The sequence below is a fragment of the Pseudomonas resinovorans NBRC 106553 genome (assembly GCF_000412695.1).
GTDB classification, from domain to species: Bacteria; Pseudomonadota; Gammaproteobacteria; order Pseudomonadales; family Pseudomonadaceae; genus Metapseudomonas; species Metapseudomonas resinovorans_A.
Genome location: NC_021499.1, coordinates 3,576,899 through 3,603,237, shown reverse-complemented (window position 1 = coordinate 3,603,237; position 26,339 = coordinate 3,576,899). Strand labels below are relative to the sequence as shown.

Here is a 26,339-nt window from a genome sequence, read left to right as displayed (position 1 = left end):
TTTCCCGTATGCCCATGACTTCGCTCGTGCCCCTGGACCAACTCGTCACCCGCTTCCAACAGCAGACGCCCATTCGCGCCAGCTCGCTGATCATCACCCTCTATGGTGATGCCATCGAGCCCCATGGCGGCACCGTCTGGCTGGGCAGTCTCATCCAGTTGCTCGAGCCCATGGGCATCAACGAACGGCTGATCCGCACGTCCATCTTCCGCCTCACCAAGGAAGGCTGGCTGAGCGCCGAGAAAGTCGGGCGTCGCAGCTACTACAGCCTGACCGGCACCGGTCGGCGGCGGTTCGAGAAGGCCTTCAAGCGGGTCTACAGCTCCAGCGTCCCGGCCTGGGACGGCTCCTGGTGCCTGGTGGTGCTTTCCCAGCTGCCCCAGGACAAGCGCAAACAAGTGCGCGAAGAGCTGGAATGGCAAGGTTTTGGTGCAATTTCGCCGACGGTGCTGGCCAACCCCCGATGCGAGCGCGCGGACGTGACCGCCACCCTGCAGGAACTGGATGCCCTGGAAGACAGCATCGTCTTCGAGACCGGTTCCCAGGACGTGCTGGCCTCCAAGGCGCTGCGCATGCAGGTTCGCGAGAGCTGGCACATCGACGAACTGGGCGAGCACTACAGCGAGTTCATCAAGCTGTTCCGGCCGCTCTGGCAGGCGCTGCGCGAGCAGGAGAACCTGCAGCCGGCCGACTGCTTCCTGGCCCGAACCTTGCTCATCCACGAATACCGCAAATTGCTGCTGCGTGATCCGCAACTGCCCGACGAGCTGCTGCCGGGGGATTGGGAAGGTCGCGCGGCGCGCCAGCTGTGTCGCAATATCTACCGACTCATCTATGCCAAGGCAGAGGAATGGCTCAACGCGGCGCTGGAAACCGCGGATGGTCCGTTGCCCGATGCCGGCGAGAATTTCTATCAGCGATTCGGTGGACTGAAGTAAGACAGCCCCACCCGTGGGGTAGTGATCACGGACGAGGTACCCCGGCCTGGCCGGATAACAAGAACAACGCCTAGCGTGAGGCTGAGAAAGCCATGACGACTGCACAAGCGATGAGAGCGGACCACTTCGACGAGTGGCTGCAAGGTATCAACCAGGTTTGCGGGCGCTTCGGCGCCAAGCTGCTGGGCTCGGAGTTCTCCGGGGCCATTCGCGAACACAAGGCCGGCGCCATCAAGCTGAGCTTCGTGGACGTGGCCCAGGCGCGCCTGTTCCGCACCCCGCGGGAGGTGGCGCAGAGCGACGGCAAGCACTTCTACCTGGCGTTCCAGCTGGCCGGCCGTGCCGGCATGGAGCAGGCCGGCAACAGCATCGAGCTGTGCCAGGGTGACATCACCCTGATCGACTCCACCCTGCCCAGCGACTTCGTCTATCACGAGAACTCCCGCCAGCTCTCGTTGATCGTGCCGCGTCATCTGGTGGAGCAGAGCCTGCGTTTTTCCGGCGTGCGCTGCGCCCAACGCATTCCGGCGAGCTCGCCGGTGGCGGTGCTGGCCAACCGGCTGATCCTCGATTCCACCCTCCAGGCCGGCCTCAGCATGCCCGAGAGCGAGGCGACCCTGGAGGCGCTGGTGAGCCTGCTGCGCCCGGCCCTGGGCGGCGCGGAAGCGGAGCTGGACGCCCATGAGCGGCTGTTCCGCAAGACCCTGCGCTTCATCGACGAGAATCTCTGCGCCGAGGAACTCTGCCCGGAGACTATCGCCCGCGAAGTGGGTGTATCGGTGCGCGGCCTCTACCGCATGTTCGCCAAGAAAGGCCTGGTGGTGGCCCAGTACATCAAGAACCGCCGCCTGGACTTCTGCGCCGAGAGCCTGCGCCACGCCACCGGCGAGCAGAAGCTCTCCGCCCTTGGCTACGCCTGGGGCTTCACCGATTCCAGCTACTTCTCCACCGCCTTCAAGGCGCGTTTCGGCGTCTCCCCCAGCGAGTACCGCAAGCAGTACAGCCAGGGCTGATTGCCCGGGGCAGGCCTGCGGCCTGCTTTCGCGAATGAATTCGCTCCTACGAGGGTGTAGGAGCGGTTTCAACCGCGAAGGGCGGCGCGGCCGCCCCTGAGGTTCCCCTGGCAGGCCGGCGGCCTGCATCGCGAATGAATTCGCTCCTGCTGGTCACCCGCCCGTCTTTCACACGTCCGGTCTGGCAGCCCTGCCAATACGACTGGCACAGATAAAAAAACCTCGATCCCCGTCAGCGCAGAGAATCCGGACATCGGCTCAGCTTCCTTTCGCGCCATCGCGACTGCATGAAGCGGCCCCGTGATTGATCGAGGTGATGAGATGCTGCACGTACGAAAGACCGGCATGGCGCTGTTGCTGACCCTGCTGACCAGCCAGGCCGCACTGGCGGCCGATTGCGCACCGGAACAGGTGCAGAAGGGCGAGGCGCTGTTCGCCACCGACTGCGGCGTGTGCCATTCGGCCAAGGCCGACGGCCCCACCATGATGGGCCCCAACCTGCACGGCCTGTACGGCCGCAAGTCCGGCAGCCTCGCCGGTTTCAGCTACTCCCAGGCGATGAAGACCAAGGGCGTTGAATGGCAGCTGGACAGCCTGGAGCAGTTCATCACCCAGCCCCAGTCCTTTGTCGCCGGCACCTACATGCCCTATGTCGGTATGGCCGACGCTGACGGCCGTCGCGCGGTCGGCTGCTTCCTGAGCGCACAGAAATAACGGCGCCGGGCGGCTGCCCGGCCAACGAATGAAGAGGACAGACAATGAGCAAGGTTGAAATCCTGCCGCAGGTGGCGGCATTCCTGGAGCGTCGCCACGGCTGCTTCATCGATGGCCAGTGGGTGCTGCCCGAAGGTCCGACCACCCCTGTACTGAACCCGGCCACCGGCGAAGCCATCGCCCAGGTGCCGGACGTGCCGCTGGAGTACCTGGACCGCGCGGTGCAGTCCGCCCACGCGGCCTTCAAGTCCCGCGTCTGGTCCGGCCTGCGCCCGGCCGACCGCGAGCGCATTCTGCTGCGCTTCGCCGCCCTGGTTGAAGAGAACGCCGAAGAACTGGCCCAGCTGGAAACCCTGAGCCAGGGCAAGTCCATCAACATGTCGCGCATGCTGGATGTCGGCGCCACCGTCGAGTTCATGCGCTACATGGCCGGTTGGGCCACCAAGATCGAAGGCACCACCATGGATGTGTCGATCCCGATCCCGCCGGGCTCGCGCTTCACCGCCTTCGCCCGCCGTGAGCCGGTAGGCGTGGTGGCCGGCATCGTGCCGTGGAACTTCCCGCTGATGATCACCACCTGGAAAGCCATGCCGGCGCTCGCCACCGGCTGCACCGTGGTCATCAAGCCTGCCAGCGAAACCCCGCTGACCGCCCTGCGCCTGGCCGAGCTGGCCTTCGAGGCGGGCATCCCGGCCGGCGTGTTCAACGTCGTCACCGGCGGCGGCAGCACCGTGGGCAACGCCCTCGCCTCCCACCCGCTGGTGAGCAAGGTGTCCTTCACCGGCTCCACCGCCGTGGGCAAGAGCGTCGGCGTGGCCTGCATGGAGAACATGACCCGCTTCGCCCTGGAGCTGGGCGGCAAGAACCCGATGATCCTGCTGGCAGACGCCGACGTGGAGAAGGCGGTGCAGGGCGCGCTGCTCGGCGGCCTGCTGAACAACGGCCAGGTCTGTGCCGCGGCCTCGCGCTTCTACGTGCACCAGTCCATCTACGAACAGTTCGTCGAGGGCCTGGCCGCTGCGGTGAAGGGCCTGCCCATCGGCCCGGGCATGGACCAGGAAGCGGCGATCAACCCGCTGGTGTCCTTCAAGCAGCAGCAGAACGTGCTCAAGCACATCGACCTGGCCCGCGAGGAAGGCGCCCGTGTGGTGGCCGGCGGCGAGCGCCTGGAAGGCAAGGGCTTCTTCGTCCAGCCCACCGTGCTGGCGGATGTGAACCACGAGATGACCGTGTCCCGCGAAGAGGTCTTCGGCCCGGTGCTCTCGGTGATCCCCTTCACCGATGAAGACGCCATGATCGAGCTGGCCAACGACAGCGTGTACGGCCTGGCGGCGAGCCTCTGGACCAACGACCTGAACAAGGCGATGAACCTGGTTCCGCGCATCGAAGCCGGCACCGTCTGGGTCAACGCCCACGTGCTGCTGGACCCGAACATGCCCTTCGGTGGCGTGAAGCAGTCCGGCATGGGCCGCGAGTTCGGCCGCGCAGTGATCGAGGCGTACACCGAGCTGAAGTCGGTCTGCATCTCCCACTGAGTTAGAACCCTCGATTTGCCGGCAGGCGCCTTCACGCCTGCCGGCTTTTTTTGGGGTCTGCTACAGGGCGCTTTTGCTTCTGTTATAGGGGCGAATTCATTCGCCAAGGGCGGCGAAGCTGCCCCCTTCGAGATCGCAGGGCAGACCTTCGGCCTGCTTGGCGAATGAATTCGCCCCTACGGGTAAAGCACTTCGGTGCAAGCTGAAAATGCCGCAAATTCCCCGATCTCCACCGTTCGCACCGCCCTGGTGCAGGAAAACCTTGCAGTTTCCGGCGCTGGGCTAAGCTTTCGGCAGTCCCCCGAATGAAGGACCGCCCGATGAGCGCACCTCTCCTCAGCTTCGACGAACTCAAGAAAGCCGTAGCCAGCGGCGAGATCGATACGGTGCTGGCCTGCATGGTGGACATGCAGGGACGATTGGTCGGCAAGCGCTTCCAGGCCGAGTTCTTCATCGACAGCGCCCATGAGGAAACCCATTGCTGCAACTACCTGCTGGCCGACGACATCGACATGGAGCCGGTGCCGGGCTACGCCGCGGCGAGCTGGAGCAAGGGCTACGGCGACTTCGTGCTCAAGCCGGACATGGCCACCCTGCGCCGGGTGCCCTGGCTGGACTGCACCGCCCTGGTATTGTGCGATGTGCTCGACCACCATCACCGCGAAGACCTGCCCCACAGCCCGCGGGCCATCCTCAAGAAGCAGGTGGCGCGGCTGGCCGAACGGGGTTACGCCGGCATGTTCGCCTCGGAGCTGGAGTTCTACCTCTTCGACGAAAGCTACGACGCCATCCACCGCCGTAACTACAGCCATCCGAAGACCGCCTCGCACTACATCGAGGACTACAGCATCCTCCAGACCACCCGCGAGGAGCCGGTGTTGCGCGCCATCCGCAAGCACCTGCAGGCCTGCGGGGTGCCGGTGGAGAACTCGAAAGGAGAGTGGGGCCCGGGCCAGGAAGAGATCAACGTCCGCTACGCCGACGCCCTGACCATGGCCGACCGCCACGCCATCATCAAGCACGCCTGCAAGGAAATCGCCCACCTGCAGGGCAAGTCCATCACCTTCATGGCCAAGTGGCGCTACGATCTGGCCGGTTCCAGCTGCCACATCCACAGCTCGCTCTGGGACAAGAAGGGCAAGAAGGCGCTGTTCTTCGACGGCAAGGACCCCTATGGCATGTCCAAGCTCATGCGCGCCTGGGTGGCCGGTCAGGTCAAGTACGCCAGTGAGGTCACCTATTTCCTCGCGCCCTACATCAACTCCTACAAGCGCTTCCAGGCCGGCACCTTCGCCCCGACCCGCGCGGTGTGGAGCCGTGACAACCGCACCGCGGGTTTCCGCCTCTGTGCCGAGGGCAGCAAGTCGGTGCGCATCGAGTGCCGCATCGGCGGCGCCGACCTCAATCCTTACCTGGCGTTCGCCGCGCTGATCGCCGCGGGCCTGGCGGGCATCGATGAGAAGCTCGAACTGGCTGCGCCCTTCGAGGGCGACGCCTACGCCAACGACCAGCTTCCGGAAGTGGACAAGACCCTGCGCGAGGCCACTGCCGCGCTCAAGGGCTCGGCCATGCTGCGCACCGCTTTCGGCGACGAGGTGGTCGACCACTACGTGCACACCGCCGAGTGGGAGCAGAAAGAGTACGACCGACGCATCACCGACTGGGAGCTGCAGCGCGGCTTCGAGCGTTACTGAAGGTTTAGCGGTCCGGCCAGCGGCGGGTTCGGGCACGTCCGCCGGCCGGTTTGTACGGGGTTGGGAGCAGTACGACAGGCTGTCGCAATGCTGGCGGGGAAGGTGCCCGAACCGCCGCATGGAGCAATCCATAGCCATTCCCAACAAAAAGGGCACCGATATGAATCCTGCAGGCCAGCACGGCTCCACGCATCAGGATGACGACGTCAAGCTGTTGCACAGCATGGGCTATGCCCAGGAGCTGTCACGGCGGATGGGCGGCTTCTCCAACTTCGCCATTTCCTTTTCCATCATCTGCATCCTCTCCGGCGGTATCAACTCGCTGGCCCAGGGCACCTCGGGAGCCGGCGGCGCCGCCATCGGCATCGGCTGGCCGCTGGGTTGCCTGGTGTCCCTGGTGTTCGCCGTGGCCATGGCGCAGATCGCCTCGGCCTATCCCACTGCCGGCGGGCTGTACCACTGGGGTTCGATCCTCGGCAACCGCTTCACCGGCTGGCTCACCGCCTGGTTCAACCTGCTGGGCCTGGTGACGGTGCTGGGGGCGATCAACGTCGGCACCTACTACTTCTTCTTCGGTGCCTTCGGGCCGATGCTGGGCATGGAGGACAGCATCACCACGCGCATCGTCTTCCTCAGTATCCTCACGGGTGGCCAGGCGCTCTGTAACCACTTCGGCATCGGACTCACGGCCAAACTGACGGACTTTTCCGGCTACCTGATCTTCGCCACGTCCATCGCGCTGACCATCGTCTGCCTGTTGGCCGCGCCGAGCTTCGAGTTCTCCCGACTGTGGACCTTCGGCAACTTCTCCGGCGCGGCCGGCGGCAATGTCTGGCCGGAAGTATCCGGCGGCTGGGTCTTCCTCCTCGGCCTGCTGCTGCCCATCTACACCATCACTGGCTACGACGCCTCGGCCCACACCTCGGAAGAGACCGTGCAGGCGGCCCACTCGGTGCCGCGCGGCATGGTCATGTCGGTGGTCTGGTCGATGCTGTTCGGCTGGCTGATGCTGAGCGCCTTCGTGCTGATGCTGCCGAGCATGCAGGAGGCCGCCGCCCAGGGCTGGAACGTGTTCTTCTGGGCCATGGACACCCAGGTCAATTCCACGGTCAAGCTGCTGCTCTACCTGGCCATCTTCATCTCGCAGATTCTCTGCGGCCTGGCCACGGTGACCTCGGTTTCGCGGATGATCTTCGCCTTCGCCCGTGACGGCGGCCTGCCGGCGTCCAAGGCGCTGGCCTCGGTCTCGCCGGCCCACCGCACCCCGGTGGCGGCCATCTGGACCGGTTCGATCCTGGCGGTGCTGTTCGTCTGGGGCTCGTCCCTGGTGTCCATTGGCGAGACCCCGGTCTACACCATCGTGGTGTCCTGCACCGTGATCTTCCTGTTCTTCTCCTTCGCCATCCCGATCTTCCTCGGGCTGTTCACCTACGGCACCTCCAAGTGGCCGCGCATGGGGCCGTGGAACCTGGGGCGTGGGATGTTTTCGCTGGTGGCGGTGCTCTCGGTGCTGTCCATGGCGCTGATCTTCGTCATCGGCATCCAGCCGCCCAACGACTGGGCGCTGTACATCACCATCGGCTTCCTGGTGATCACCGCGATCGTCTGGTTCGCCTTCGAGGCGCGGCGCTTCCAGGGGCCGCCCATCGGCGACATGATCGCCAAGCGCCAGGCCGAGATCGCCGCGGCGGAAGAGGCGCTGAACAAGTAGCCCCTGCCGGCGCCCCGTTCCCGTCGGGAGCGGGGCGCCGCGTCTTCACTGGGCGGCTTCGATACGGATGCCGTTCACCCGTACCTGGTCGCCCGGCTTGAAGCGTTGGCCAGGGGAGCGGAAGCGCTGAACCGAGCCGTCGTCGGTCTTCACCAGGTAGGCCGGCTCGGCCAGGCCGCTGGATTGCTGGGCGGCGCCACCACCGAAGTAACCGACCGCCGCACCGGCAACCGCGCCGATGGGGCCGCCGAGGGCACCGAGCATCATGCCGGTCATGCCGCCGCCGGCCTTGCCGACGGTGGTGTCAGGGACTTCGGAGATGACTTCCGCCGAGAAGGCGGCGGGGGAGGCGAGGAGGGCAAGGCACAGGGTGACGCTTGGCATTTTCATGGAGGTTCCCTTCGAGTGGGGTTTATGTCGAAGGGAGTGAGTCATTTTCTGTGCCAGGCATGCAGCCATTGCGAATCAATGGCTTAAGCGGCGAGATGTCATTCTGACTGTGGTTCTAATGACAGCAAGGGGTGTCTGAATGACACTCGTCATGGCGCGCATGGCCTACGGGCTGTAGGGTGCGCCGCGCGCACCGGACCGGTCAGAGTTCCGTAGGATGGGTAGAGCTCGCGAAACCCATCGACCCGGCGATGGGTATCGCTTCGCTCCACCCATCCTACAAGAGCTGTTATCTGTGGCTCGGTCAGAGCTTGATCAGCACGGATTTCAGCTCGGTGTAGTGCTCGATGGCCGCCGCGCCCATTTCGCGGCCGACGCCGGAGAGCTTGTAGCCGCCGAAGGGCAGGGCCGGGTCCAGCGCGCTGTGGCAGTTGACCCAGACCGAACCGGACTTGATGCGCGGAATCATCCGGTGCACCGCCGAGAGGTCGTTGGACCAGACGCTGGCGCCCAGGCCGTAGGGGTTGTCGTTGGCCAGGCGCACGGCCTCGTCGAGGTCGTCGAAGGGCATGGCCACCAGCACCGGGCCGAAGATTTCTTCCTGCACCAGGCGGTGCTTCTGGTCCACATCGACTATCACCGTCGGCTTGACGAAGTAGCCGGGGCCGAAGCCCTCGCCGCCGCAGGCGATGGTGGCGCCCAGTTCGCGGCCCAGGTTGATGTAGCCGGTCACGCGGTCCTGTTGCTTGGCGGAGATCAGCGGGCCCATCTGCACGCTCGGGTCCAGGCCGTTGCCCAGCTTCATGCCGTTGGCGATGCCGGCGATGTCGGCCACCACGTTGTCGAAATGCTTGCGGTGCACATAGAGGCGCGAGCCGGCGCAGCACACCTGGCCCTGGTTGAAGAAGATCGCGCTGGCGGCGCCGGCGGCGGCTTCGGCGAGGTTGGCGTCGGGCATGACGATGGTGGGCGACTTGCCGCCCAGTTCCAGGGTCACGCGGGTCATGTTGTCCATGGCCGCCTTGCCGATCTGCTTGCCCACTTCGGTGGAGCCGGTGAAGGTCAGCTTGTCCACGCCCGGATGGCGGGTGAGGGCGACGCCGGCGTTGAGGCCGGTGCCGGTGACCACGTTGAACACCCCGGCCGGGTAGCCGGCTTCCAGCACCAGCTCGGCCAGCTTGAGGGCGGTCAGCGGGGTTTCGTCGGCGGGCTTCAGCACCACGGTGCAGCCGGTGGCGAGCGCCGGGCCGAGCTTCCAGCAGGCCAGCAGCAGGGGGAAGTTCCAGGCGACGATGGCGCCCACCACGCCCACCGCTTCGCGGCGGATATAGCCGTGGAACTGGTCGTTGGGCATCAGCGGCAGGGACGGGTCGACCGTGGTGCCTTCGATCTTGGTGGCCCAGCCGGCCATGTAGCGGAGGAAGTCGATGGCCAGCTGCACGTCCATGACCTGGGCCACGGCGGCGCTCTTGCCGTTGTTCAGGCATTCCAGCTCGGCCAGTTCCTGGGCGTCGCGCTCCATCAGGTCGGCCAGGCGCCACAGCAGGTTCTGCCGCTCGCGCGGACGCATGCGGCTCCAGGGCGAATCGTCGAAGGCCTGGCGGGCGGCCTGCACGGCACGGTCGACGTCCTCGGCGCTGGCGGAGGGCACGTCACCCAGGACTTCGCCACTGGCGGGGTTGCGGAAGCTCATGGTGTTGCCGCTCGTGGCGTCCTGCCATTGCGCGCCGATCAACATCTTCAGCTTGCGGTTGAGGAAGGCTTGGGTCTGGGGCAGGACGGGCAGGTCGACGAACATGATGGGAGCCTCGTTTCATTGAAGTTGTACCCGGCTTTCGCAACCCCCATGCCAAGGCCGGAATAATCCTCTAACACGATGATATTCAAGGGTTTTCTCGGTGATATCGGCGGGGCGTTCCAACCCCGGCTGTTGCACTTTGAGACTGCCTGAGACAGGCCTGGAACAGTCCTGGCGTCTACCTTTACAGGGTGCTGCGCAATCGCCGTCTCAGGCTGGAACAGTCTGTCGCGAAATTAGACGCCGGAGCCCATGGCCAGCACCCCCGCCAGGCCCGATATTTTTTAGTAACGCGTTGTAATAAAAGGACTTTCACAGGCATGGCACACATTATGTATTTGCCGTGACAACTGCACCTGCTGCGCTGGTGCAAATCATAAGAACAACACCGTGGAGGTCTGACCTTGAAGACGACTCGACTCCGGCAGCACGCAGGCACCCTGGCAGTAGCCATGGCATCCCTGTTGTTCGCCCAGGCCCATGCAGCGGAGGAGGGCCCAGCCCTCCTCAAGTCCAAGTGCGTGGGTTGCCATATCCCCGAAGGCAACGATTCTTTCAGTCGCATCAGTCACCAGCGCAAGACCCCCGAGGGTTGGCTGATGAGCATCGCGCGCATGCAGGTGATGCACGGCCTGCAAATCAGCGATGACGACCGCCGCACCCTGGTCAAGTACCTGGCCGACAAGCAGGGCCTGGCCCCCAGCGAGACCGATGGCGTGCGCTACGCCATGGAGCGTCGCCTGAACACCGTCGAGCAATTCGACGACCAGTTGAGCCAGATGTGCGGCCGCTGCCACTCGGGCGCCCGTGTCGCCCTGCAGCGTCGTCCCGCCAAGGAGTGGGAACACCTGGTCAACTTCCACCTCGGCCAGTGGCCGTCCCTCGAATACCAGGCCCAGTCCCGCGATCGCGACTGGCTGGAACTCGCCCTCAAGGACGTGGTGCCCGACCTCGCCAAGCGCTTCCCCCTGGAGAACCAGGCCTGGGCCGACTGGCAGAAGGATCGGCCCAAGGCCGACGCACTGCCGGGGCAGTGGAGCTTCAGCGGCCACATGCTCACCAAGGGTGACGTGCGTGGCGTGATGACCGTAACCGCCGATGCCGGCGACACCTTCAAGCTCGACGTGAAAGGCCAGTACGCCGACGGCACGCCCTTCAGCGGCAGCGGTTCGGCCATCCTCTACAACGGCTATGAATGGCGCGGCAACGTGAAGGTCGGCGAGACCAACATGCGCCAGGTCTTCGCCGCCCTCAATGGCGAGATGAAAGGCCGCATGTTCGAGGCCGAGCACGACGAGCGCGGTCTCGACTTCAGTGCCGCCAAAGCCGGCGGCGCCAAGCTGCTGGCCGTGCAGCCGGCGCACATCAAGGCCGGCACCCAGGCCGAGCTGACCCTGGTGGGCAGCGGCCTGTCCGGCGCGCCGGACTTCGGCCCCGGGGTCGAGGTGGTCAAGGTCCTGGAAGCCACGCCGAATCTGGTGCGAGTGCAGGTCAAGGCCACCGCGGATGCGGCGCCGGGCGTGCGCGGCGTAGCCCTGGGCGAGCTCAAGGGCGTCGACCTGGCCGTCTACAAGGACATCGCCGAGGTGAAAGTGGTGCCCGAGTTCTCCATCGCCCGTGTCGGTGAGAACGGCGGCTCGACGCCCAAGGTGCAGGGCCGCTTCGAGGCCGAGGCCTGGGGCAAGGGCGCCGACGGCAAGCCGTACCGCATCGGCTACCTGCCGGCGAAATGGTCGGTGGAGCCCTTCGACGAGCGTGCCAAGGAAGACGAGGACGTGAAGTTCGCCGGCGTGATGAATGCCGACGGCGTCTTCGTCCCCGGCCTCGCCGGCCCGAACCCGGAACGCAAGATGATGACCAACAACGCCGGCAACCTGAAGGTGATCGCCGAGTTGGAGGAGGGCGGCCACAAGGGTGAAGGCCACCTGATCGTCACCGTGCAACGCTGGAACAACCCGCCGATTCCATAAGCGGCATCGGCTCGGGCGGGGCTGTCCCCGCCCGGATTCGCAACGACGATTGGGTACGAATTCCGGGAGGTCGCCATGGGCGCAATCTTGAATCTGGTCGAACGCAACCTGCACGAAGTGCGGGTGGATGCCGACCGCATGCTGTTCCACATCCCGAGCAGCTCGCTGTTCGCCACCGATGAAGTCACCGGCGGCATCATCGACGCCCTGCGCCAGCAGGGCTGCTCGTCCGAGGAGCTGGTGCAACGCCTGGGTGGGCGTTTCGCCGACCAGGACGTCAACGAAACCCTGCGCGAGCTGATCGCGCTGGAAGTGGTCAGCGACGGCTCGCCGCTGACGCCGGAGATCGGCATCAGCAAGGTGGAGCGCACGGCGCTCAACACCGTGGTGCTGAACGTCAACACCGGCTGCAACCTGAGCTGCACCTACTGCTACAAGGAAGACCTGGACAAGCCCTCGGCGGGCAAGAAGATGGGCGCGGAAACCGCCGAAGCCTCGGTGGAGATGCTGCTCAAGGAGTCGCCGGACGAGGAGCGCTACAGTGTGGTCTTCTTCGGCGGCGAGCCGCTGTCCAACCGCCCGCTGATCGAGCACATGGTGGACTACTGCGAGCGACGCTTCGCCGAGGCGGGCAAGCAGGTGGAGTTCATCATGACCACCAACGCCACCCTGCTCACCGAAGAGATCATCGACTACCTCAACGCCCACCGCTTCGGGCTGTCGGTGAGCATCGACGGGCCGAAGACGGTGCACGACCGCAACCGCATCACCGTGGGCGGCCAGGGCACCTACGACGTGGTCCGGCGCAAGGTGGACCTGCTGCTGTCGCGCTACCGCAGCCGCCCGGTGGGCGCGCGGGTGACCCTGACCCGTGGCGTCACCGACGTCGAGACCATCTGGAACCATCTGTTCAACGAGCTGGGGTTCGCCGAAGTCGGCTTCGCCCCGGTCACCTCCGGCGACATGGCCGACTACAACCTCACCAGCGAGGAGCTGGTGGAAGTCTTCGCCAACATGAAGGCCCTCGGCCGGCGTTACCTGGAGGCGGCGCTGGAGCACCGCAACATCGGTTTCTCCAACCTGCACCAGCTGATCACCGACATCCACGAAGGCCACAAGAAGGCGCTGCCCTGCGGTGCCGGCCTGAAGATGCTGGCGGTTGACCACAAGGGCGAGCTGAACCTCTGCCACCGCTTCACCGGCTCCAGCATGCCCACCTTCGGCAACGTGCACAGCGGGGTGAAACAGGTCGAGCTCAACGACTTCCTCTCCCAGCGCCTGGACCGTTCCGGCACCGGCTGCGACACCTGCCGCATCCGCAACCTCTGCTCCGGCGGCTGCTACCACGAGAGCTACGCCCGCTACGGCGACCCCACTCACCCGACCTATCACTACTGCGAGCTGATGCGCGACTGGGTGGACTTCGGTATCGAGGTCTACAGCCGCATCATGGCCGCCAACCCGGCCTTCATCAGCAGCTACATCACCCCGCGGAAGGCGCACTGACATGAAACATCTGAAGCCGCTCAACAACAAAGCGCAAATGCTCGAAAAAGCCGCAGCCGAAGATCGCATCGAGGAAGTCATGGCCATGAGCGCGGTGGCTGGTTGCACCGCCACCACCGACCCGGGCTGGGAAGTGGACGCCTTCGGCGGGGTGAGCTCCCTCTGCCAGCCGATGGAAGCGGACCTCTACGGCTGCTCCGACCCTTGCTGGTGGCCGGCCCAGGTGCCCGACATGATGAGCACCTACCAGGACTGGAACGCCCAGGCGACCAACTCCCAAGAGGATTGGCGCAACCTCGGCACCGTATTCCCGAAAGACAAATGACCGGCGACCAGAACAAGAGGGGAAGACCTATGAAACTCAAAGCCATCGCCAGCCTGGCGACCGCCGTCGCCGGCCTCGCCCTGGGCGCCCAGGCCTGGGCCGCGGATGAAGCGGGCCCGGCCCTGAAGGCCGGTCATGAATACATGATCGCCACCAACTACCCGAACAACCTGCACGTGGTCGACCTGGCCAGCGACAGCGTCTACAAGACCTGCAAGCTGCCCGACGCCTTCGGGCCCGGCACCGCAATGATGGCGCCGGACAACAAGACCGCCTTCCTGCTGAACAACCACTTCGGCGACCTGTATGGCGTGAACCTGGACGACTGCAAGACGGTGTTCCACGCCAAGCTGTCGCGCAATCCGGGGGAGAAGGTGCGCTCGATGTTCTCCTTCGCCCTGAGCCCGGACGGCAAGGAGCTCTACACCACGGTCAACCCGACCCAGATGATGAGCGACCACTACGAGGTCAAGCAGCCGCGCCTGGAAGTCTTCGACACCAGCGCCGGCCTGGACGCCAAGCCGGTGCGCAGCTTCCCGATGCCGCGCCAGGTCTACCTGATGCGCGCCGCGGATGATGGCTCGCTGTTCGTCGCCGGCCCGGACATCTACAAGATGGATGTGAAGACCGGCAAGTACGAGGTGGCGGTTCCCGGTCGCAACTGGCAGCGGCCGCTCTACAGTGCGCCGGATGTTCTCTACTTCTGGCCGCACCAGACGCCGTACCACGAGTTCTCCATGCTCTACACCACGGCCAAGTTCAAGGATGAGAAGCAGGACCTGGCCACCGCCGACTTCATCTATGGCTATGTCAGCATCGACCTGAAGACCGGCAAGAGCACCGTCCAGGACTTCGCGCCGCTGACCGAGCTGTACTTCACCGGCCTGCGCTCGCCGAAGGACCCGAACCAGATGTTCGGCGTGCTCAACCGCCTGGCCAAGTACGACATCAAGGAGCAGAAGCTGATCAAGGCGGCCAACCTGGATCACTCCTACTACTGCGTGGCCTTCAACACCAAGGGCAGCAAGCTGTACCTGGCCGGCACCTTCAACGACATCGCGGTGTTCGATCCCGATAGCCTGGAGAAGATCAAGAACATCAAGCTGCCGGGTGGCGACATGGCGATCACCACCACCCAGGTGTTCATCCGCTAAGGCCCGGTAGGCGCGAATGTTCCTTGTAGGGGCGAATTCATTCGCCAGGCAGACCAAAGGTCTGCTCATGGATGCCGATGGGGCAGCGGTGCTGCCCTTGGCGAATGAATTCACCCCCACAACCAGTACCCGCCGACCATCGGCCATCCATTGAGCGAACCCGGATTCGACCAATGGGTCACTAGACAGGAAAACAGGCTTTATTTACCTTTACGTTTACGTAAAGGTAAATAAAGCCGAACACGTACCGGCCTCCCTGCCCAAGGTGGAGGCCAGATGATCAGCGTCGATCCCAGTACAAAGACAAGAAGGGAAAGCCATGAATCACCAGAGCTACACCCGGGGGCGGCAGGACAAGGACCTGCTCGCCATGACCATCGGCACGGCGTTCGACGCCACGGTTGCCAAGTTCCCCGAGCGCGAGGCGCTGGTGGTCAGGCACCAGGGCCTGCGCTACAGCTGGAAGGAACTGGCCGAGGCGGTCAATGCCACGGCCCGCGCCTTGCTCGCCTTGGGGCTGGAGAGTGGCGACCGCCTCGGTATCTGGGCGCCCAACTGCGCCGAGTGGTGCATCACCCAGTTCGCCAGCGCCAAGATCGGCGCCATCCTGGTCAACATCAATCCGGCCTACCGCAGCAGCGAGCTGGAATACGCGCTCAAGCAATCCGGCTGCCGCTGGGTGATCTGCGCCGACGCCTTCAAGACCTCCGACTACCACGCCATGTTCCTCGGCCTGGTGCCCGAACTGGCGAGCGCCGCGCCGGGCAGCCTGAATTGCGAGCGCCTGCCGGAGTTGCGCGGCGTGGTCAGCCTGGCCGCCAACCCGCCAGCCGGCTTCCTCGCCTGGGCCGCCCTGCAGGAGCGGGCAGGGGAGGTGAACAGCAATGCCCTGGCCGAGCGCCAGGCCGGCCTGCAGTTCGACGACCCGATCAACATCCAGTACACCTCCGGCACCACCGGCTTCCCCAAGGGCGCCACCCTCAGCCACTACAACATCCTCAACAACGGCTACATGGTCGGCGAGAGCCTCGGCCTCACCGAGCAGGACCGCCTGGTGATCCCGGTGCCGCTCTACCACTGCTTCGGCATGGTGATGGGCAACCTCGGCTGCGTGACCCATGGCTCCACCATGATCTACCCCGGCGACGCCTTCGACCCGCTGACCACCCTGCGGGCCGTGGCCGAGGAAAAGGCCACCGCGCTCTATGGCGTGCCCACCATGTTCATCGCCGAGCTGGACCATCCGCAGCGGGGCGAGTTCGACCTCACCAGCCTGCGCACCGGGATCATGGCCGGCGCCACCTGCCCGATCGAAGTGATGCGCCGGGTGATCAAGGAAATGCACATGAGCGAGGTGCAGATCGCCTACGGCATGACCGAGACCAGCCCGGTGTCCTTGCAGACCGGTCCGGACGATGAGCTGGAACTGCGCGTGACCACCGTCGGCCGCACCCAGCCGCACCTGGAAAGCAAGATCGTCGACCCCGAGGGCCGGATCGTCCCCCGTGGGCAGATCGGCGAACTCTGCACCCGTGGCTACAGCGTGATGCTGGGCTACTGGGGCAACCCCCAGGCCACCGCCGACAGCATCGATCCGGGCCGCTGGATGCACACCGGCGACCTGGCCTCCATGGACGACAACGGCTACGTCTGCATCGTCGGCCGCAGCAAGGACATGATCATCCGTGGCGGCGAGAACGTTTACCCGCGCGAGCTGGAGGAGTTCTTCTTCACCCACCCGGCGGTGGCCGACGTGCAGGTGATCGGCATCCCGTGCAGCAAGTACGGCGAGGAGATAGTCGCCTGGATCAAGTTCCACCCCGGCCACACCGCCACCGAGGACGAGCTGCGCGCCTGGGCCAAGGAACGCATCGCCCACTTCAAGGTGCCGCGCTTCTTCCGCTTCGTGGACGCCTTCCCGATGACGGTGACCGGCAAGATCCAGAAATTCCGCATGCGCGAGATCAGCATCGAGGAGCTGACCCCGCCCAAGGGCGACAAGGTGACGGCGATTCGGTAGGGCTGGCAGAGGGGGGGATGGATTCCTGTAGGGGCGATTTCAATCGCCAAGGGCAGCGTAGCTGCCCTCTCGGGAGATAGCAGGGCAGGACTGCGTCCTGCTTGGCGAATGAATTCGCCCCCACAGGCAGAGCCCCTACAATGGCCGGTTCAGTGGAAGTCGTTACCCAAGGGAGATCATGACAGGTCCATCCGCCGAGAAAGGCACCATCTCCGTCCGCCTGGTCCTTGAGGCCCTGCTGGAACTGCGCCAGCGGGGCTTCGACGATTCCGGCTTGCTGCAACAGGCGGGCATTCCCCCCGAGCTGCTGGCCAAGCCCTACGGGCGGGTGTCGTCGCAGCACTTCGCCCAGCTCTGGCTGCTGATCGCGCAGACCATGGACGACGAGTTCTTCGGCATGAACCCGCGCCGGATGAAAGGTGGCAGCTTCGGCTACATGACCCGCGCGGCGGTGAAGGAGCCCACCGTGGGGGCGGCCCTGGAACTGTCGCTGCGTTTCCTCGACCTGGTGTTCGACGGCCTTTCGCCGCGCCTGGAAACCCGTGGCGGGCTGGCGGAAATCACCCTGGTCGAACCCGAGGGCCAGCAATGCCGGGCCTTCAGCTACTTCACCCTGTGGCTGATGATCCACGGGTTGCTGTGCTGGCTGGCCGGACGGCGGATTCCCATCCTCGGTGTCGACCTGCGCTGCGCGGTGCCGGACTACATCGAGGACTACCGGGTGATGTTCAGCACCAACCTGCGCTTTTCCCGGCCGCAGACCCGGCTGCTGCTCAATGCCGACTGCCTGGAACTGCCGGTGCGGCGCAGCACCCGCGACCTCAAGCGCTTCCTCGGCGGCATGCCGGCGAACATCCTGGTGCGCTACCGCGACCCGCAGAGCCTGGCGGCGCGCATCCGCGCCTACCTGCGCAGCATCAAGCCCGAACGCTGGCCGGACCTGGAGGCGCTCTCCAGCCACTTCTACATGGCGCCGTCCACCCTGCGCCGCAAGCTGTCCCTGGAAGGCCAGTCCTACCAGGGGCTGAAAGACCAGGTCCGGCGCGACCTGGCCATCGCCCGGCTGGACAACGGCGAAGGCAACTTCACCGAGCTGGCCTTCGAGCTGGGCTTCGCCGACACCAGCGCCTTCTACAAGGCCTTCAAGAAATGGACCGGTTCGACGCCGGGACAGTACCGAACTTTGATTCATCCCGACTCAAGTTGAGCGGGGTTTGCGCCGTTATATAGACAGGCGCGCAACGAACGCGCCCCTCTGCCGACCCGACGTACACAGGACCCTTTCCCATGCCCCTCAACCGACTTTCCATCCAGTGGAAGATCACCCTGTTGGCGGGCCTCTGCCTGCTGGCCATCGTTGCCGTGCTGATCGGCATCTCGCTCTACCGCATGGGCGCCGGCACCGCGCTGGTCAAGACCAACAGTGCGCAGATGCTCGAAGCCTCGGCCCGCGAGCGCATGGAGGGGGAGGGCAAGGTGCAGGCGCTGACCATCCAGCGCTACTTCCTGTCGGCCTACCAGGACGGTCTCAACTTCTCCCGCCAGGTGCTGCTGCAACGTCGCCAGGCGCAGACGCTGCAACTGGACAGCCAGACCCTGCGCGCGGACCTGCACCAGCAGGTGAAGGAAGCGCTGCAAGCCAATCCGCAGCTGCTCAGCCTCTACCTGGTGTTCGAGCCGAATGCCCTGGACGGCAGCGATGGGCTGTACGTGAATCGTGCCGAACTCGGCAGCAACGAGGTGGGACGCTTCTCCACCTACTGGGCCCAGCGCGGTGGCGAGCTGACCAGTCTGGCGCCGACCGAGGCGATGATCAGCGATGCCACCCCCATGCTCGACGGCAGCCCCTTCAACACCTGGTTCAACTGCCCGAAGCAGACCCGCAAGCCCTGCCTGCTGGACCCGTACTTCGATGACGCCTCGGGGCAGAAGACCCTGATCACCACGCTCACCTACCCGGTCATCGAGAACGGCCAGGTGATCGGCGTAGTGGGCATGGACATCAGCCTGAGCAACCTCCAGCAACTGGCCAGCGGCGGCAGCGCCGGCCTCTATGACGGCCAGGGCGCCATTAGCATCCTCAGCCCGGCGGGCCTGCTCGCCGGCCACAGCCCGGACGCCGGCCAGCTCGGCCAGGGCCTGGCCAAGGTGCAGCCGGCGGCGGCCAGCGAGCTGTTGCAGCTGCAACGCCAGGGCCAGGCCCATGAGCGCCAGGCCGATGGCAACCTGCAGGTGCTGGCGCCGCTGCAACCGATCCCGGAGTCCAAGCCCTGGGCGGTGCTGCTGGAAGTGCCGCTGCAGGTCCTGCTCAAGCCGGCCCTCGAACTGCAGCAGGACCTGGACGCGCGCAACGCCCAGGGCACCTGGCTGGAACTGCTGTTCGGGGTGGCCGCCGCCGTCGCCGGCCTGCTGCTGGTGTGGCTCACCGCCCGTGGCGTGACCCGGCCGATCCTCGGCGTGGCGAGCATGCTCAAGGACATCGCCAGCGGCGAAGGCGACCTGACCCGGCGCCTGGACTACGCCCGCCAGGACGAACTCGGCGAGCTGGCCGGCTGGTTCAACCGCTTCCTCGACAAGCTGCAACCGATCATCGCCGACGTGAAACGCTCGGTGCAGGACGCCCGGGGCACCGCCGACCAGTCCGCCGCCATCGCCAGCCAGACCAGCGCCGGCATGCAGCAGCAGTACCGCGAAGTCGACCAGGTGGCCACCGCCTCCCACGAGATGAGCGCCACCGCCCAGGACGTGGCCCGCAGCGCCGCCCAGGCCGCCGAAGCCGCCCGCGGCGCCGACCATGCCACCCGCGAGGGCCTTGGCGTGATCGGCCGCACCACCAGCGCCATCGAGCAACTGGCCAGCGAGATGAGCGCGGCCATGGAAGAAGTGCAGAACCTCTCCGTCAGCAGCGACCAGATCGGTTCGGTGCTGGAAGTGATCCGCGCCATCGCCGAACAGACCAACCTGCTGGCGCTCAACGCCGCCATCGAGGCGGCCCGTGCCGGTGAGGCCGGGCGTGGCTTCGCCGTGGTGGCCGACGAAGTGCGCAACCTGGCCAAGCGTACCCAGGACTCGGTGGAAGAAATCCGCCAGGTGATCGAGGGCCTGCAACACGGCACCCGCGAAGTGGTGGGCTCGATGCACAGCAGCCATCGCCAGGCCCAGGGCAGCGTGGAGCGGGTGGAGCAGGCGGTGGCCGCGCTGCAACGCATCGGCGATGCGGTGACGGTGATCACCGACATGAACCTGCAGATCGCCAGCGCCGCCGAGGAACAGAGCGCGGTGGCCGAGGAGATCAACCGCAACGTGGCGGCGATCCGCGATGTCACCGAGTCCCTCTCCGGCCAGGCCCAGGAATCCGCCCAGGTCAGCCAGGCCCTGAACCGCCTGGCCAACCACCAGCAGGGCCTGATGGACCAGTTCCGCGCCTAAGGCGCGGAACCTAGAAGTCCGTAGGATGGGTTGAGCTTGCGATACCCATCACTCGGATTCGATGGGTATCGCTTCGCTCAACCCATCCTACGTGGTCTCCCGCTAACCCCCTCCCTGTCAAATCCGCTCACTCAGGTTGATGTCTTTCGACATTGCCGCCTCCCGCCCTCGGCGCGACCATCCCGGTCATTCAACAAAAACAATCCGGGAGATCACCCGATGCGCGACTACTTCACCGCTGCCCGCGAGTTCGATTACGCCGCTGCCGCTGCCAGCACCCTGGCCGGCGATCTCGAGGCCCTCAACGCCTGTATCGAATGCTGCGACCGCCATGCCGGTTCGGGGCGTGTCGCGCTGGTTTGGGAGGGGCGCAATGGCGAGCGCGCCGACTGGACCTTCGAGCAGCTCAAGGAAGCCTCCGCGCGCTTCGCCAACCTGCTGCAGGCCCGCGGCGTGCGCCCCGGCGATTGCGTCTCGGGTATGTTGCCGCGCACCCCGGAGCTGCTCATCACCATCCTCGGCACCTGGCGTGCCGGCGCCATCTACCAGCCACTGTTCACCGCCTTCGGGCCCAAGGCCATCGAACATCGGGTGCAAGGCGCCGGTTCGAAGCTCGTGGTCACTGACCTCGCCAACCGTTCCAAGCTGGACGAGGTGGACGGCGCGCCGCAGGTCCTGACCGTCGGCGACGACTTCTGGGCCGAGCTGGAACGCCAGTCGGACAGCTTCGAGCCGGTGCTGCGCAAGGCCTCCGATCCCTTCCTGCTGATGTTCACCTCGGGCACCACGGGCCTGGCCAAACCGCTGACGGTGCCGTTGAAAGCCATAGTCGCCTTCGTCAGCTACATGCGCGACGCGGTGGACCTGCGCCCGGACGACCGCTTCTGGAACCTCGCCGACCCGGGCTGGGCCTATGGCCTCTACTACGCCGTCACCGGCCCGCTGGCCATGGGGCACGCCACCACCTTCTACGAGGGTGGTTTCACGGTGGAGAGCACCTGCCGGATCATCCGCGAGTACGGCATCACCAACCTGGCCGGTTCGCCCACTGCCTACCGCCTGCTGCTGGCCGCCCGCGACGAGGTGCAGGCCGCGCTCAAGGGCTGCCTGCGCGCCGTCAGCAGCGCCGGCGAACCGCTGACTCCCGAAGTGATCCGCTGGTTCGGCGAGGGCCTGGGCTGCACCATCCACGACCACTATGGACAGACCGAGCTGGGCATGGTGCTGTGCAACCACCACGCCCTGGAACACCCGGTGCGCCTGGGCGCCGCCGGCTTCGCCATGCCCGGACACCGGGTGGTGGTACTGGACGAGCAGCAGCGCGAACTGCCCGTCGGCCAACCGGGCATCCTCGCCCTGGACATGCCGCGTTCGCCGCTCTTCTGGTTCCCCGGCTACCAGGGCATGAACACCAAGGCGTTCGTCGGTGACTACTATCTCAGTGGAGACACCGTGGAGCTGAACGACGACGGCAGCATCAGCTTCGTCGGCCGCGCCGACGACGTGATCACCACCTCCGGCTACCGGGTCGGCCCCTTCGACGTGGAGAGCGCGCTAATCGAACACCCGGCGGTGATCGAGGCGGCGGTAATCGGCAAGCCCGATCCGGAGCGCACCGAACTGGTCAAGGCCTTCGTCGTCCTGCACGCCGGCCAAGAGCCCTGCGCCGAACTGGCCGAGGCGCTGCAGCAGTACGTGCGCAAGCGCCTCTCCGCCCATTCCTATCCGCGCGAAATCGAGTTCGTCGCGGAGCTACCCAAGACCCCGAGCGGCAAGATCCAGCGTTTCCTCCTGCGCAACCAGGAGATCGCCAAGGCCCAAGCGGCCGCCGCCCATTGATTCCGAGGAGTAACCAACGTGCGTATCGAGAATTCCGTTTTCCTGGTGACCGGCGGCAGTTCCGGCCTGGGCCTGGCCACCGCCCGTGAGCTGGTGGGGCAGGGCGGCAAGGTGGTGCTGGTGGACATCAACGCTGACGCCGGTGCGGCCCGCGCCGAGGAACTGGGCGCCAACGCCCGCTTCATCAAGGCCGACATCACCCGCGAGGAGGACGCCCGCGCCGCCGTGGCCCTGGCCAAGGACGCCTTCGGCGGCCTGCACGGACTGGTCAACTGCGCGGGCATCGCGCCGGCCGAGAAGGTCCTGGGTCGTAACGGCGTCCATGGCCTGGACAGCTTCCGCCGGGCGATCGAAGTGAACCTGATCGGCAGCTTCAACATGCTGCGCCTGGCCGCCGAGGTCATGGCCGCTGGCGAGCCGAACGGCGAGGGCGAGCGTGGCGTGATCATCAACACCGCCTCGGTGGCCGCCTTCGACGGCCAGATGGGCCAGGCCGCGTACGCCGCGTCCAAGGGCGGCGTGGCCGCCATGACCCTGCCGGTGGCCCGTGACCTGGCGCGCTCCGGCATCCGCGTGATGTGCATCGCCCCCGGTATCTTCGAGACGCCGATGATGGCCGGCATGCCCCAGGAGGTTCAGGACTCCCTGGGCGCCTCCGTGCCCTTCCCGCCGCGCCTGGGCCGCCCGGCCGAGTACGCCGCGCTGGTGCGGCATATCGTCGAGAACGTGATGCTCAACGGCGAAGTGATCCGCCTCGATGGCGCCATCCGCATGGCCGCTAAGTAGGTTGGGTCGGGCGGCGCTCCGCGAGCGTAGCGAAGCCCAACGTAAGGCCCCCGGATTTCATCCGGGCTACCGAATGAGGAACCCTGCAATGAATGTTTCCGATCCCATCGTCATCGTCAGCGCCGTCCGTACTCCCATGGGCGGCTTCCTCGGCGACTTCAAGGACATGACCGCCGCCCAACTGGGCGCCGCCGCCAACCGTGCCGCCCTGGAGCGTGCCGGGGTAGCGGGCGACGCCGTGGACGAGGTCATCATGGGCTGCGTGCTGCAGGCCGGCCAGGGCCAGGCCCCGGCGCGCCAGGCCGCCCTCGGCGCGGGCCTGCCCCAGGGCGTGGTCTGCTCCACGGTGAACAAGATGTGCGGCTCCGGCATGAAGGCCGTGATGCTCGGCCACGACCTGCTCGTTGCCGGCAGCGCCGGCCTGGTGCTGGCCGGCGGCATGGAGAGCATGTCCAACGCCCCCTACCTGCTGGAACGCGCCCGCACCGGCTACCGCATGGGCCATGGCAAGGTGCTCGACCACATGTTCCTCGACGGCCTGGAGGACGCCTACGACAAGGGCCGCCTGATGGGCACCTTCGCCGAGGATTGCGCGCAGAGCTACGGCTTCACCCGCGAGCAGCAGGATGCCTTCGCCATCGCCTCCCTGACCCGTGCGCAGAAGGCCATGGCCGACGGCCGCTTCGCCGCCGAGATCGTCGCGGTGGAAGCCAAGTCCGGTCGCGAGACGGTGACCGTCAGCCAGGACGAGCAGCCGCCGAAGGCGCGCCTGGACAAGATCCCCACCCTGAAGCCGGCGTTCCGCGAGGGCGGTACCGTCACCGCGGCCAACGCCAGTTCGATTTCCGATGGCGCCGCATCCCTGCTGCTGATGCGCCTCTCCGAGGCCGAGAAGCGCGGCCTGACCCCGCTGGCGCGGATCGCGGGGCATGCGTCCTTCGCCCAGGCACCGAATCTCTTCACCACCGCGCCGGTGGGCTCGATACAGCGCGTGCTGGCGCGCACCGGCTGGAACCTGAACGAGGTGGACCTGTTCGAGCTGAACGAAGCCTTCGCCGTGGTGCCCATGGTGGCCATGCGTGACCTCGACATCCCCCACGACAAGCTCAACGTGCACGGCGGCGCCTGCGCCCTGGGCCACCCCATCGGCGCCTCCGGCGCGCGGGTGCTGGTGACCCTGCTGAGCGCGCTGCGCCAGTACGATCTCAAACGCGGGGTCGCCTCGGTGTGCATCGGTGGCGGCGAAGCCACGGCCGTTGCCATCGAGCTGATCCGCTGAAGGAGGCGAGCATGATTCCCACAGAAGACGAGATCCAGATCCGCGACATGGCCCGGCAGTTCGCCCAGGAGCGGCTGAAGCCCTTCGCCGCCGACTGGGACCGCGAGCACCGCTTCCCGGCCGAGGCCATCCGCGAGATGGCCGAGCTGGGCTTCCTCGGCATGCTGGTGCCGGAGGAGTGGGGTGGCGCCGCCACCGGCCACCTGGCCTACGCCATGGCCCTGGAAGAGATCGCCGCCGGTGACGGCGCCTGCTCCACCATCATGAGCGTGCACAACTCGGTGGGCTGCATGCCCATCCTCAAGTACGGCAGCGAGGAGCAGAAGCAGCGCTTCCTGCGCCCCCTGGCCGAAGGCAGCATGATCGGCGCCTTCGCCCTCACCGAGCCCCAGGCCGGTTCCGATGCCAGCGACCTGCGCACCCGCGCCCGCCGCGACGGCGACCACTACGTGCTGAACGGCGCCAAGCAGTTCATCACCTCGGGCAACCAGGCGGGGATGGTGATCGTCTTCGCCATCACCGACCCGCAAGCCGGCAAGAAGGGCATCAGTGCCTTCATCGTCCCCACCGACACCCCCGGCTACCAGGTGGTGCGGGTGGAGGACAAGCTCGGCCAGCACGCCTCGGACACCTGCCAGATCCAGCTCGATGACGTGCGCATCCCGGCGTCCCTGCGCCTGGGCGAGGAGGGCGAGGGCTACCGCATCGCGCTGTCCAACCTGGAGGGCGGGCGCATCGGCATCGCCGCGCAGTCCGTCGGCATGGCCCGCGCGGCCTTCGAGGTGGCGCGGGACTACGCCCACGAGCGCAAGACCTTCGGCAAGCCGATCATCGAGCACCAGGCGGTGGCCTTCCGCCTGGCCGACATGGCCACCCAGATCGCCGTGGCCCGGCAGATGGTGCATCACGCCGCCAGCCTGCGGGAAGCCGGCATGCCCTGTCTGACCGAGGCCTCCATGGCCAAGCTGTTCGCCTCGGAAATGGCCGAAAAGGTCTGCTCGGCGGCCATCCAGACCCTGGGCGGCTACGGCTACCTCAAGGACTTCCCGGTGGAACGCATCTACCGCGACGTGCGCGTGTGCCAGATCTACGAAGGCACCTCGGACGTGCAGCGCATGGTGATCGCGCGCAGCCTCTGAGCCCCCCTGGGGCAGCTGTGCTGCCCTTGGCGAATGAATTCGCCCCTACACCGGCCCGCTCTCCCTGTAGGGGCGATTTCAATCGCCAAGCAGGCCACGGGCCTGCCAATTCTCCTGTAAGGAACCCCATATGACCTACCAGACCCTGCTGGTGGAGCAGGCCGGCGCCGTCGGCCTGGTCACCCTGAACCGCCCCGAGGCGCTGAACGCCATCAACACCCAGCTCATCGACGAGCTGAACCAGGCACTCGACGGCTTCGAGCGCGACCCCGCCATCGGCTGCGTGCTGGTCACCGGCTCGGCCAAGGCCTTCGCCGCCGGCGCCGATGTCAAGGAAATGGCCACGCTGTGCTTCCCCGGCACCTACCTCGACGACTTCCTCGGCCGCTGGGACCGGGTGGCGCAACGGCGCAAGCCGATCATCGCCGCGGTGGCCGGCCACGCCCTGGGCGGTGGTTTCGAGCTGGCGCTGATGTGCGACTTCATCATTGCCGCCGACAGTGCCCGCTTCGGCCTGCCGGAAGTGAAGCTGGGGGTGATTCCCGGTGCCGGCGGCGTGCAGCGCCTGACCCGTCTGGTGGGCCGCGCCAAGGCCATGGACATGCTGCTCTCCGGGCGCAGCATGGATGCCTTTGAGGCCGAACGCTGCGGCGTGGTGGCGCGGGTGGTGCCGGCGGACGAGCTGCTGGAAGAAGCCATGGACAGCGCCCAGCGCATCGCCGCGCAATCGCGCACGGCGGTGATGATGCTCAAGGAGTGCGTGAACCGGGTGGACGAAGGCTCCCTGGCGGAAGGCCTGCGCTTCGAGCGGCGGATGTTCCAGGCGGTGTTCGCCACCCCGGACCAGAAGGAAGGCATGGGCGCCTTCATCGACAAGCGCAAGGCGGAGTTCGGGAAAGCCTGAACCGCTGTTGGCCTCTGTAGGGTGCGCTGCGCGCACCGATCCCGACCTCAACACCGTGTCGATCCGATGTGGGTATTGCTCTTGTAGGGGCGAATTCATTCGCCAAGGGCAGCGCAGCTGCCCCCTGAGACATCCCAGGGCAGGCCTTCGGCCTGCTTGGCGAATGAATTCGCCCTCACAGGGTGTCCGTCCCAG

At 66.2% G+C, this 26,339-nt stretch carries 20 protein-coding genes; 18 read left to right on the top strand and 2 right to left on the bottom strand.

What is annotated here, in order from left to right; genetic code table 11:
- The first annotated feature begins 14 nt into the window (after positions 1–14).
- The 6 genes from paaX to PCA10_RS16115 all read left to right on the top strand — a co-directional run bounded on the left by paaX (position 15) and on the right by PCA10_RS16115 (position 7,605).
- On the top strand, positions 15–938 hold the full coding sequence (gene paaX / locus PCA10_RS16140; protein ID WP_041770310.1) for a phenylacetic acid degradation operon negative regulatory protein PaaX: 924 nt from the start codon (positions 15–17) through the stop codon (positions 936–938).
- 92 nt (positions 939–1,030) lie between these two features.
- Complete coding sequence (gene feaR / locus PCA10_RS16135; RefSeq protein WP_016493136.1) at positions 1,031–1,951, top strand: transcriptional regulator FeaR; 921 nt, start codon at positions 1,031–1,033, stop codon at positions 1,949–1,951.
- Positions 1,952–2,272: 321 nt separating this feature from the next.
- Entirely contained in the window at positions 2,273–2,665 is a 393-nt protein-coding gene (locus PCA10_RS16130) for a c-type cytochrome (RefSeq protein ID WP_016493135.1), read from the top strand.
- Between the two features lie 44 nt (positions 2,666–2,709).
- Entirely contained in the window at positions 2,710–4,200 is a 1,491-nt protein-coding gene (locus PCA10_RS16125; protein WP_016493134.1) for an aldehyde dehydrogenase family protein, read from the top strand.
- A gap of 320 nt (positions 4,201–4,520) precedes the next feature.
- The gene (locus PCA10_RS16120; RefSeq protein ID WP_016493133.1) at positions 4,521–5,894 is read left to right on the top strand and encodes a glutamine synthetase family protein; all 1,374 of its coding nucleotides are present in this window, start codon (positions 4,521–4,523) and stop codon (positions 5,892–5,894) included.
- 160 nt (positions 5,895–6,054) lie between these two features.
- Entirely contained in the window at positions 6,055–7,605 is a 1,551-nt protein-coding gene (locus tag PCA10_RS16115; protein WP_041770797.1) for an amino acid permease, read from the top strand.
- A 45-nt stretch (positions 7,606–7,650) separates the two neighbouring features.
- Here PCA10_RS16115 and PCA10_RS16110 read toward each other — a convergent pair whose 3' ends face one another.
- Together PCA10_RS16110 and PCA10_RS16105 are read right to left on the bottom strand one after the other, a co-directional pair.
- Complete coding sequence (locus tag PCA10_RS16110; RefSeq protein WP_016493131.1) at positions 7,651–7,995, bottom strand: hypothetical protein; 345 nt, start codon at positions 7,993–7,995, stop codon at positions 7,651–7,653.
- Between the two features lie 304 nt (positions 7,996–8,299).
- Positions 8,300–9,793, bottom strand: coding sequence for an aldehyde dehydrogenase family protein (locus PCA10_RS16105; RefSeq protein WP_016493130.1), 1,494 nt, complete (start codon positions 9,791–9,793; stop codon positions 8,300–8,302).
- Between the two features lie 452 nt (positions 9,794–10,245).
- Here PCA10_RS16105 and peaA point away from each other — a divergent pair, with 452 nt between their 5' ends.
- From peaA to PCA10_RS16045, 12 genes are all read left to right on the top strand, one after another.
- On the top strand, positions 10,246–11,763 hold the full coding sequence (peaA, locus tag PCA10_RS16100) for a quinohemoprotein amine dehydrogenase subunit alpha (RefSeq protein ID WP_016493129.1): 1,518 nt from the start codon (positions 10,246–10,248) through the stop codon (positions 11,761–11,763).
- A gap of 75 nt (positions 11,764–11,838) precedes the next feature.
- Complete coding sequence (peaB, locus tag PCA10_RS16095) at positions 11,839–13,269, top strand: quinohemoprotein amine dehydrogenase maturation protein (RefSeq protein ID WP_016493128.1); 1,431 nt, start codon at positions 11,839–11,841, stop codon at positions 13,267–13,269.
- Between the two features lies 1 nt (position 13,270).
- Entirely contained in the window at positions 13,271–13,594 is a 324-nt protein-coding gene (qhpC, locus tag PCA10_RS16090) for a quinohemoprotein amine dehydrogenase subunit gamma (protein ID WP_016493127.1), read from the top strand.
- Between the two features lie 29 nt (positions 13,595–13,623).
- Positions 13,624–14,748 carry a quinohemoprotein amine dehydrogenase subunit beta gene (gene peaD, locus PCA10_RS16085; protein WP_016493126.1) on the top strand — a complete coding sequence of 375 codons (1,125 nt, stop codon included), beginning with the start codon at positions 13,624–13,626 and terminating at the stop codon, positions 14,746–14,748.
- A gap of 319 nt (positions 14,749–15,067) precedes the next feature.
- The gene (locus PCA10_RS16080; RefSeq protein WP_016493125.1) at positions 15,068–16,768 is read left to right on the top strand and encodes an AMP-binding protein; all 1,701 of its coding nucleotides are present in this window, start codon (positions 15,068–15,070) and stop codon (positions 16,766–16,768) included.
- Between the two features lie 178 nt (positions 16,769–16,946).
- Positions 16,947–17,975 carry an AraC family transcriptional regulator gene (locus PCA10_RS16075; RefSeq protein WP_016493124.1) on the top strand — a complete coding sequence of 343 codons (1,029 nt, stop codon included), beginning with the start codon at positions 16,947–16,949 and terminating at the stop codon, positions 17,973–17,975.
- An 80-nt stretch (positions 17,976–18,055) separates the two neighbouring features.
- Entirely contained in the window at positions 18,056–20,197 is a 2,142-nt protein-coding gene (locus PCA10_RS16070; protein WP_016493123.1) for a methyl-accepting chemotaxis protein, read from the top strand.
- Between the two features lie 219 nt (positions 20,198–20,416).
- On the top strand, positions 20,417–22,036 hold the full coding sequence (locus tag PCA10_RS16065) for an acyl-CoA synthetase (RefSeq protein ID WP_016493122.1): 1,620 nt from the start codon (positions 20,417–20,419) through the stop codon (positions 22,034–22,036).
- Between the two features lie 18 nt (positions 22,037–22,054).
- A complete protein-coding gene (locus tag PCA10_RS16060) occupies positions 22,055–22,822 on the top strand; it encodes a 3-hydroxyacyl-CoA dehydrogenase (protein ID WP_016493121.1) in 768 nt (255 codons plus the stop codon).
- Positions 22,823–22,910: 88 nt separating this feature from the next.
- A complete protein-coding gene (locus PCA10_RS16055) occupies positions 22,911–24,101 on the top strand; it encodes an acetyl-CoA C-acyltransferase (protein ID WP_016493120.1) in 1,191 nt (396 codons plus the stop codon).
- Positions 24,102–24,112: 11 nt separating this feature from the next.
- Positions 24,113–25,240, top strand: coding sequence for an acyl-CoA dehydrogenase family protein (locus PCA10_RS16050; RefSeq protein ID WP_016493119.1), 1,128 nt, complete (start codon positions 24,113–24,115; stop codon positions 25,238–25,240).
- A 130-nt stretch (positions 25,241–25,370) separates the two neighbouring features.
- Positions 25,371–26,144 (top strand): enoyl-CoA hydratase, encoded by a 774-nt coding sequence (locus PCA10_RS16045; protein WP_016493118.1) that lies wholly within the window; start codon positions 25,371–25,373, stop codon positions 26,142–26,144.
- The last annotated feature ends 195 nt before the right edge of the window (positions 26,145–26,339 follow it).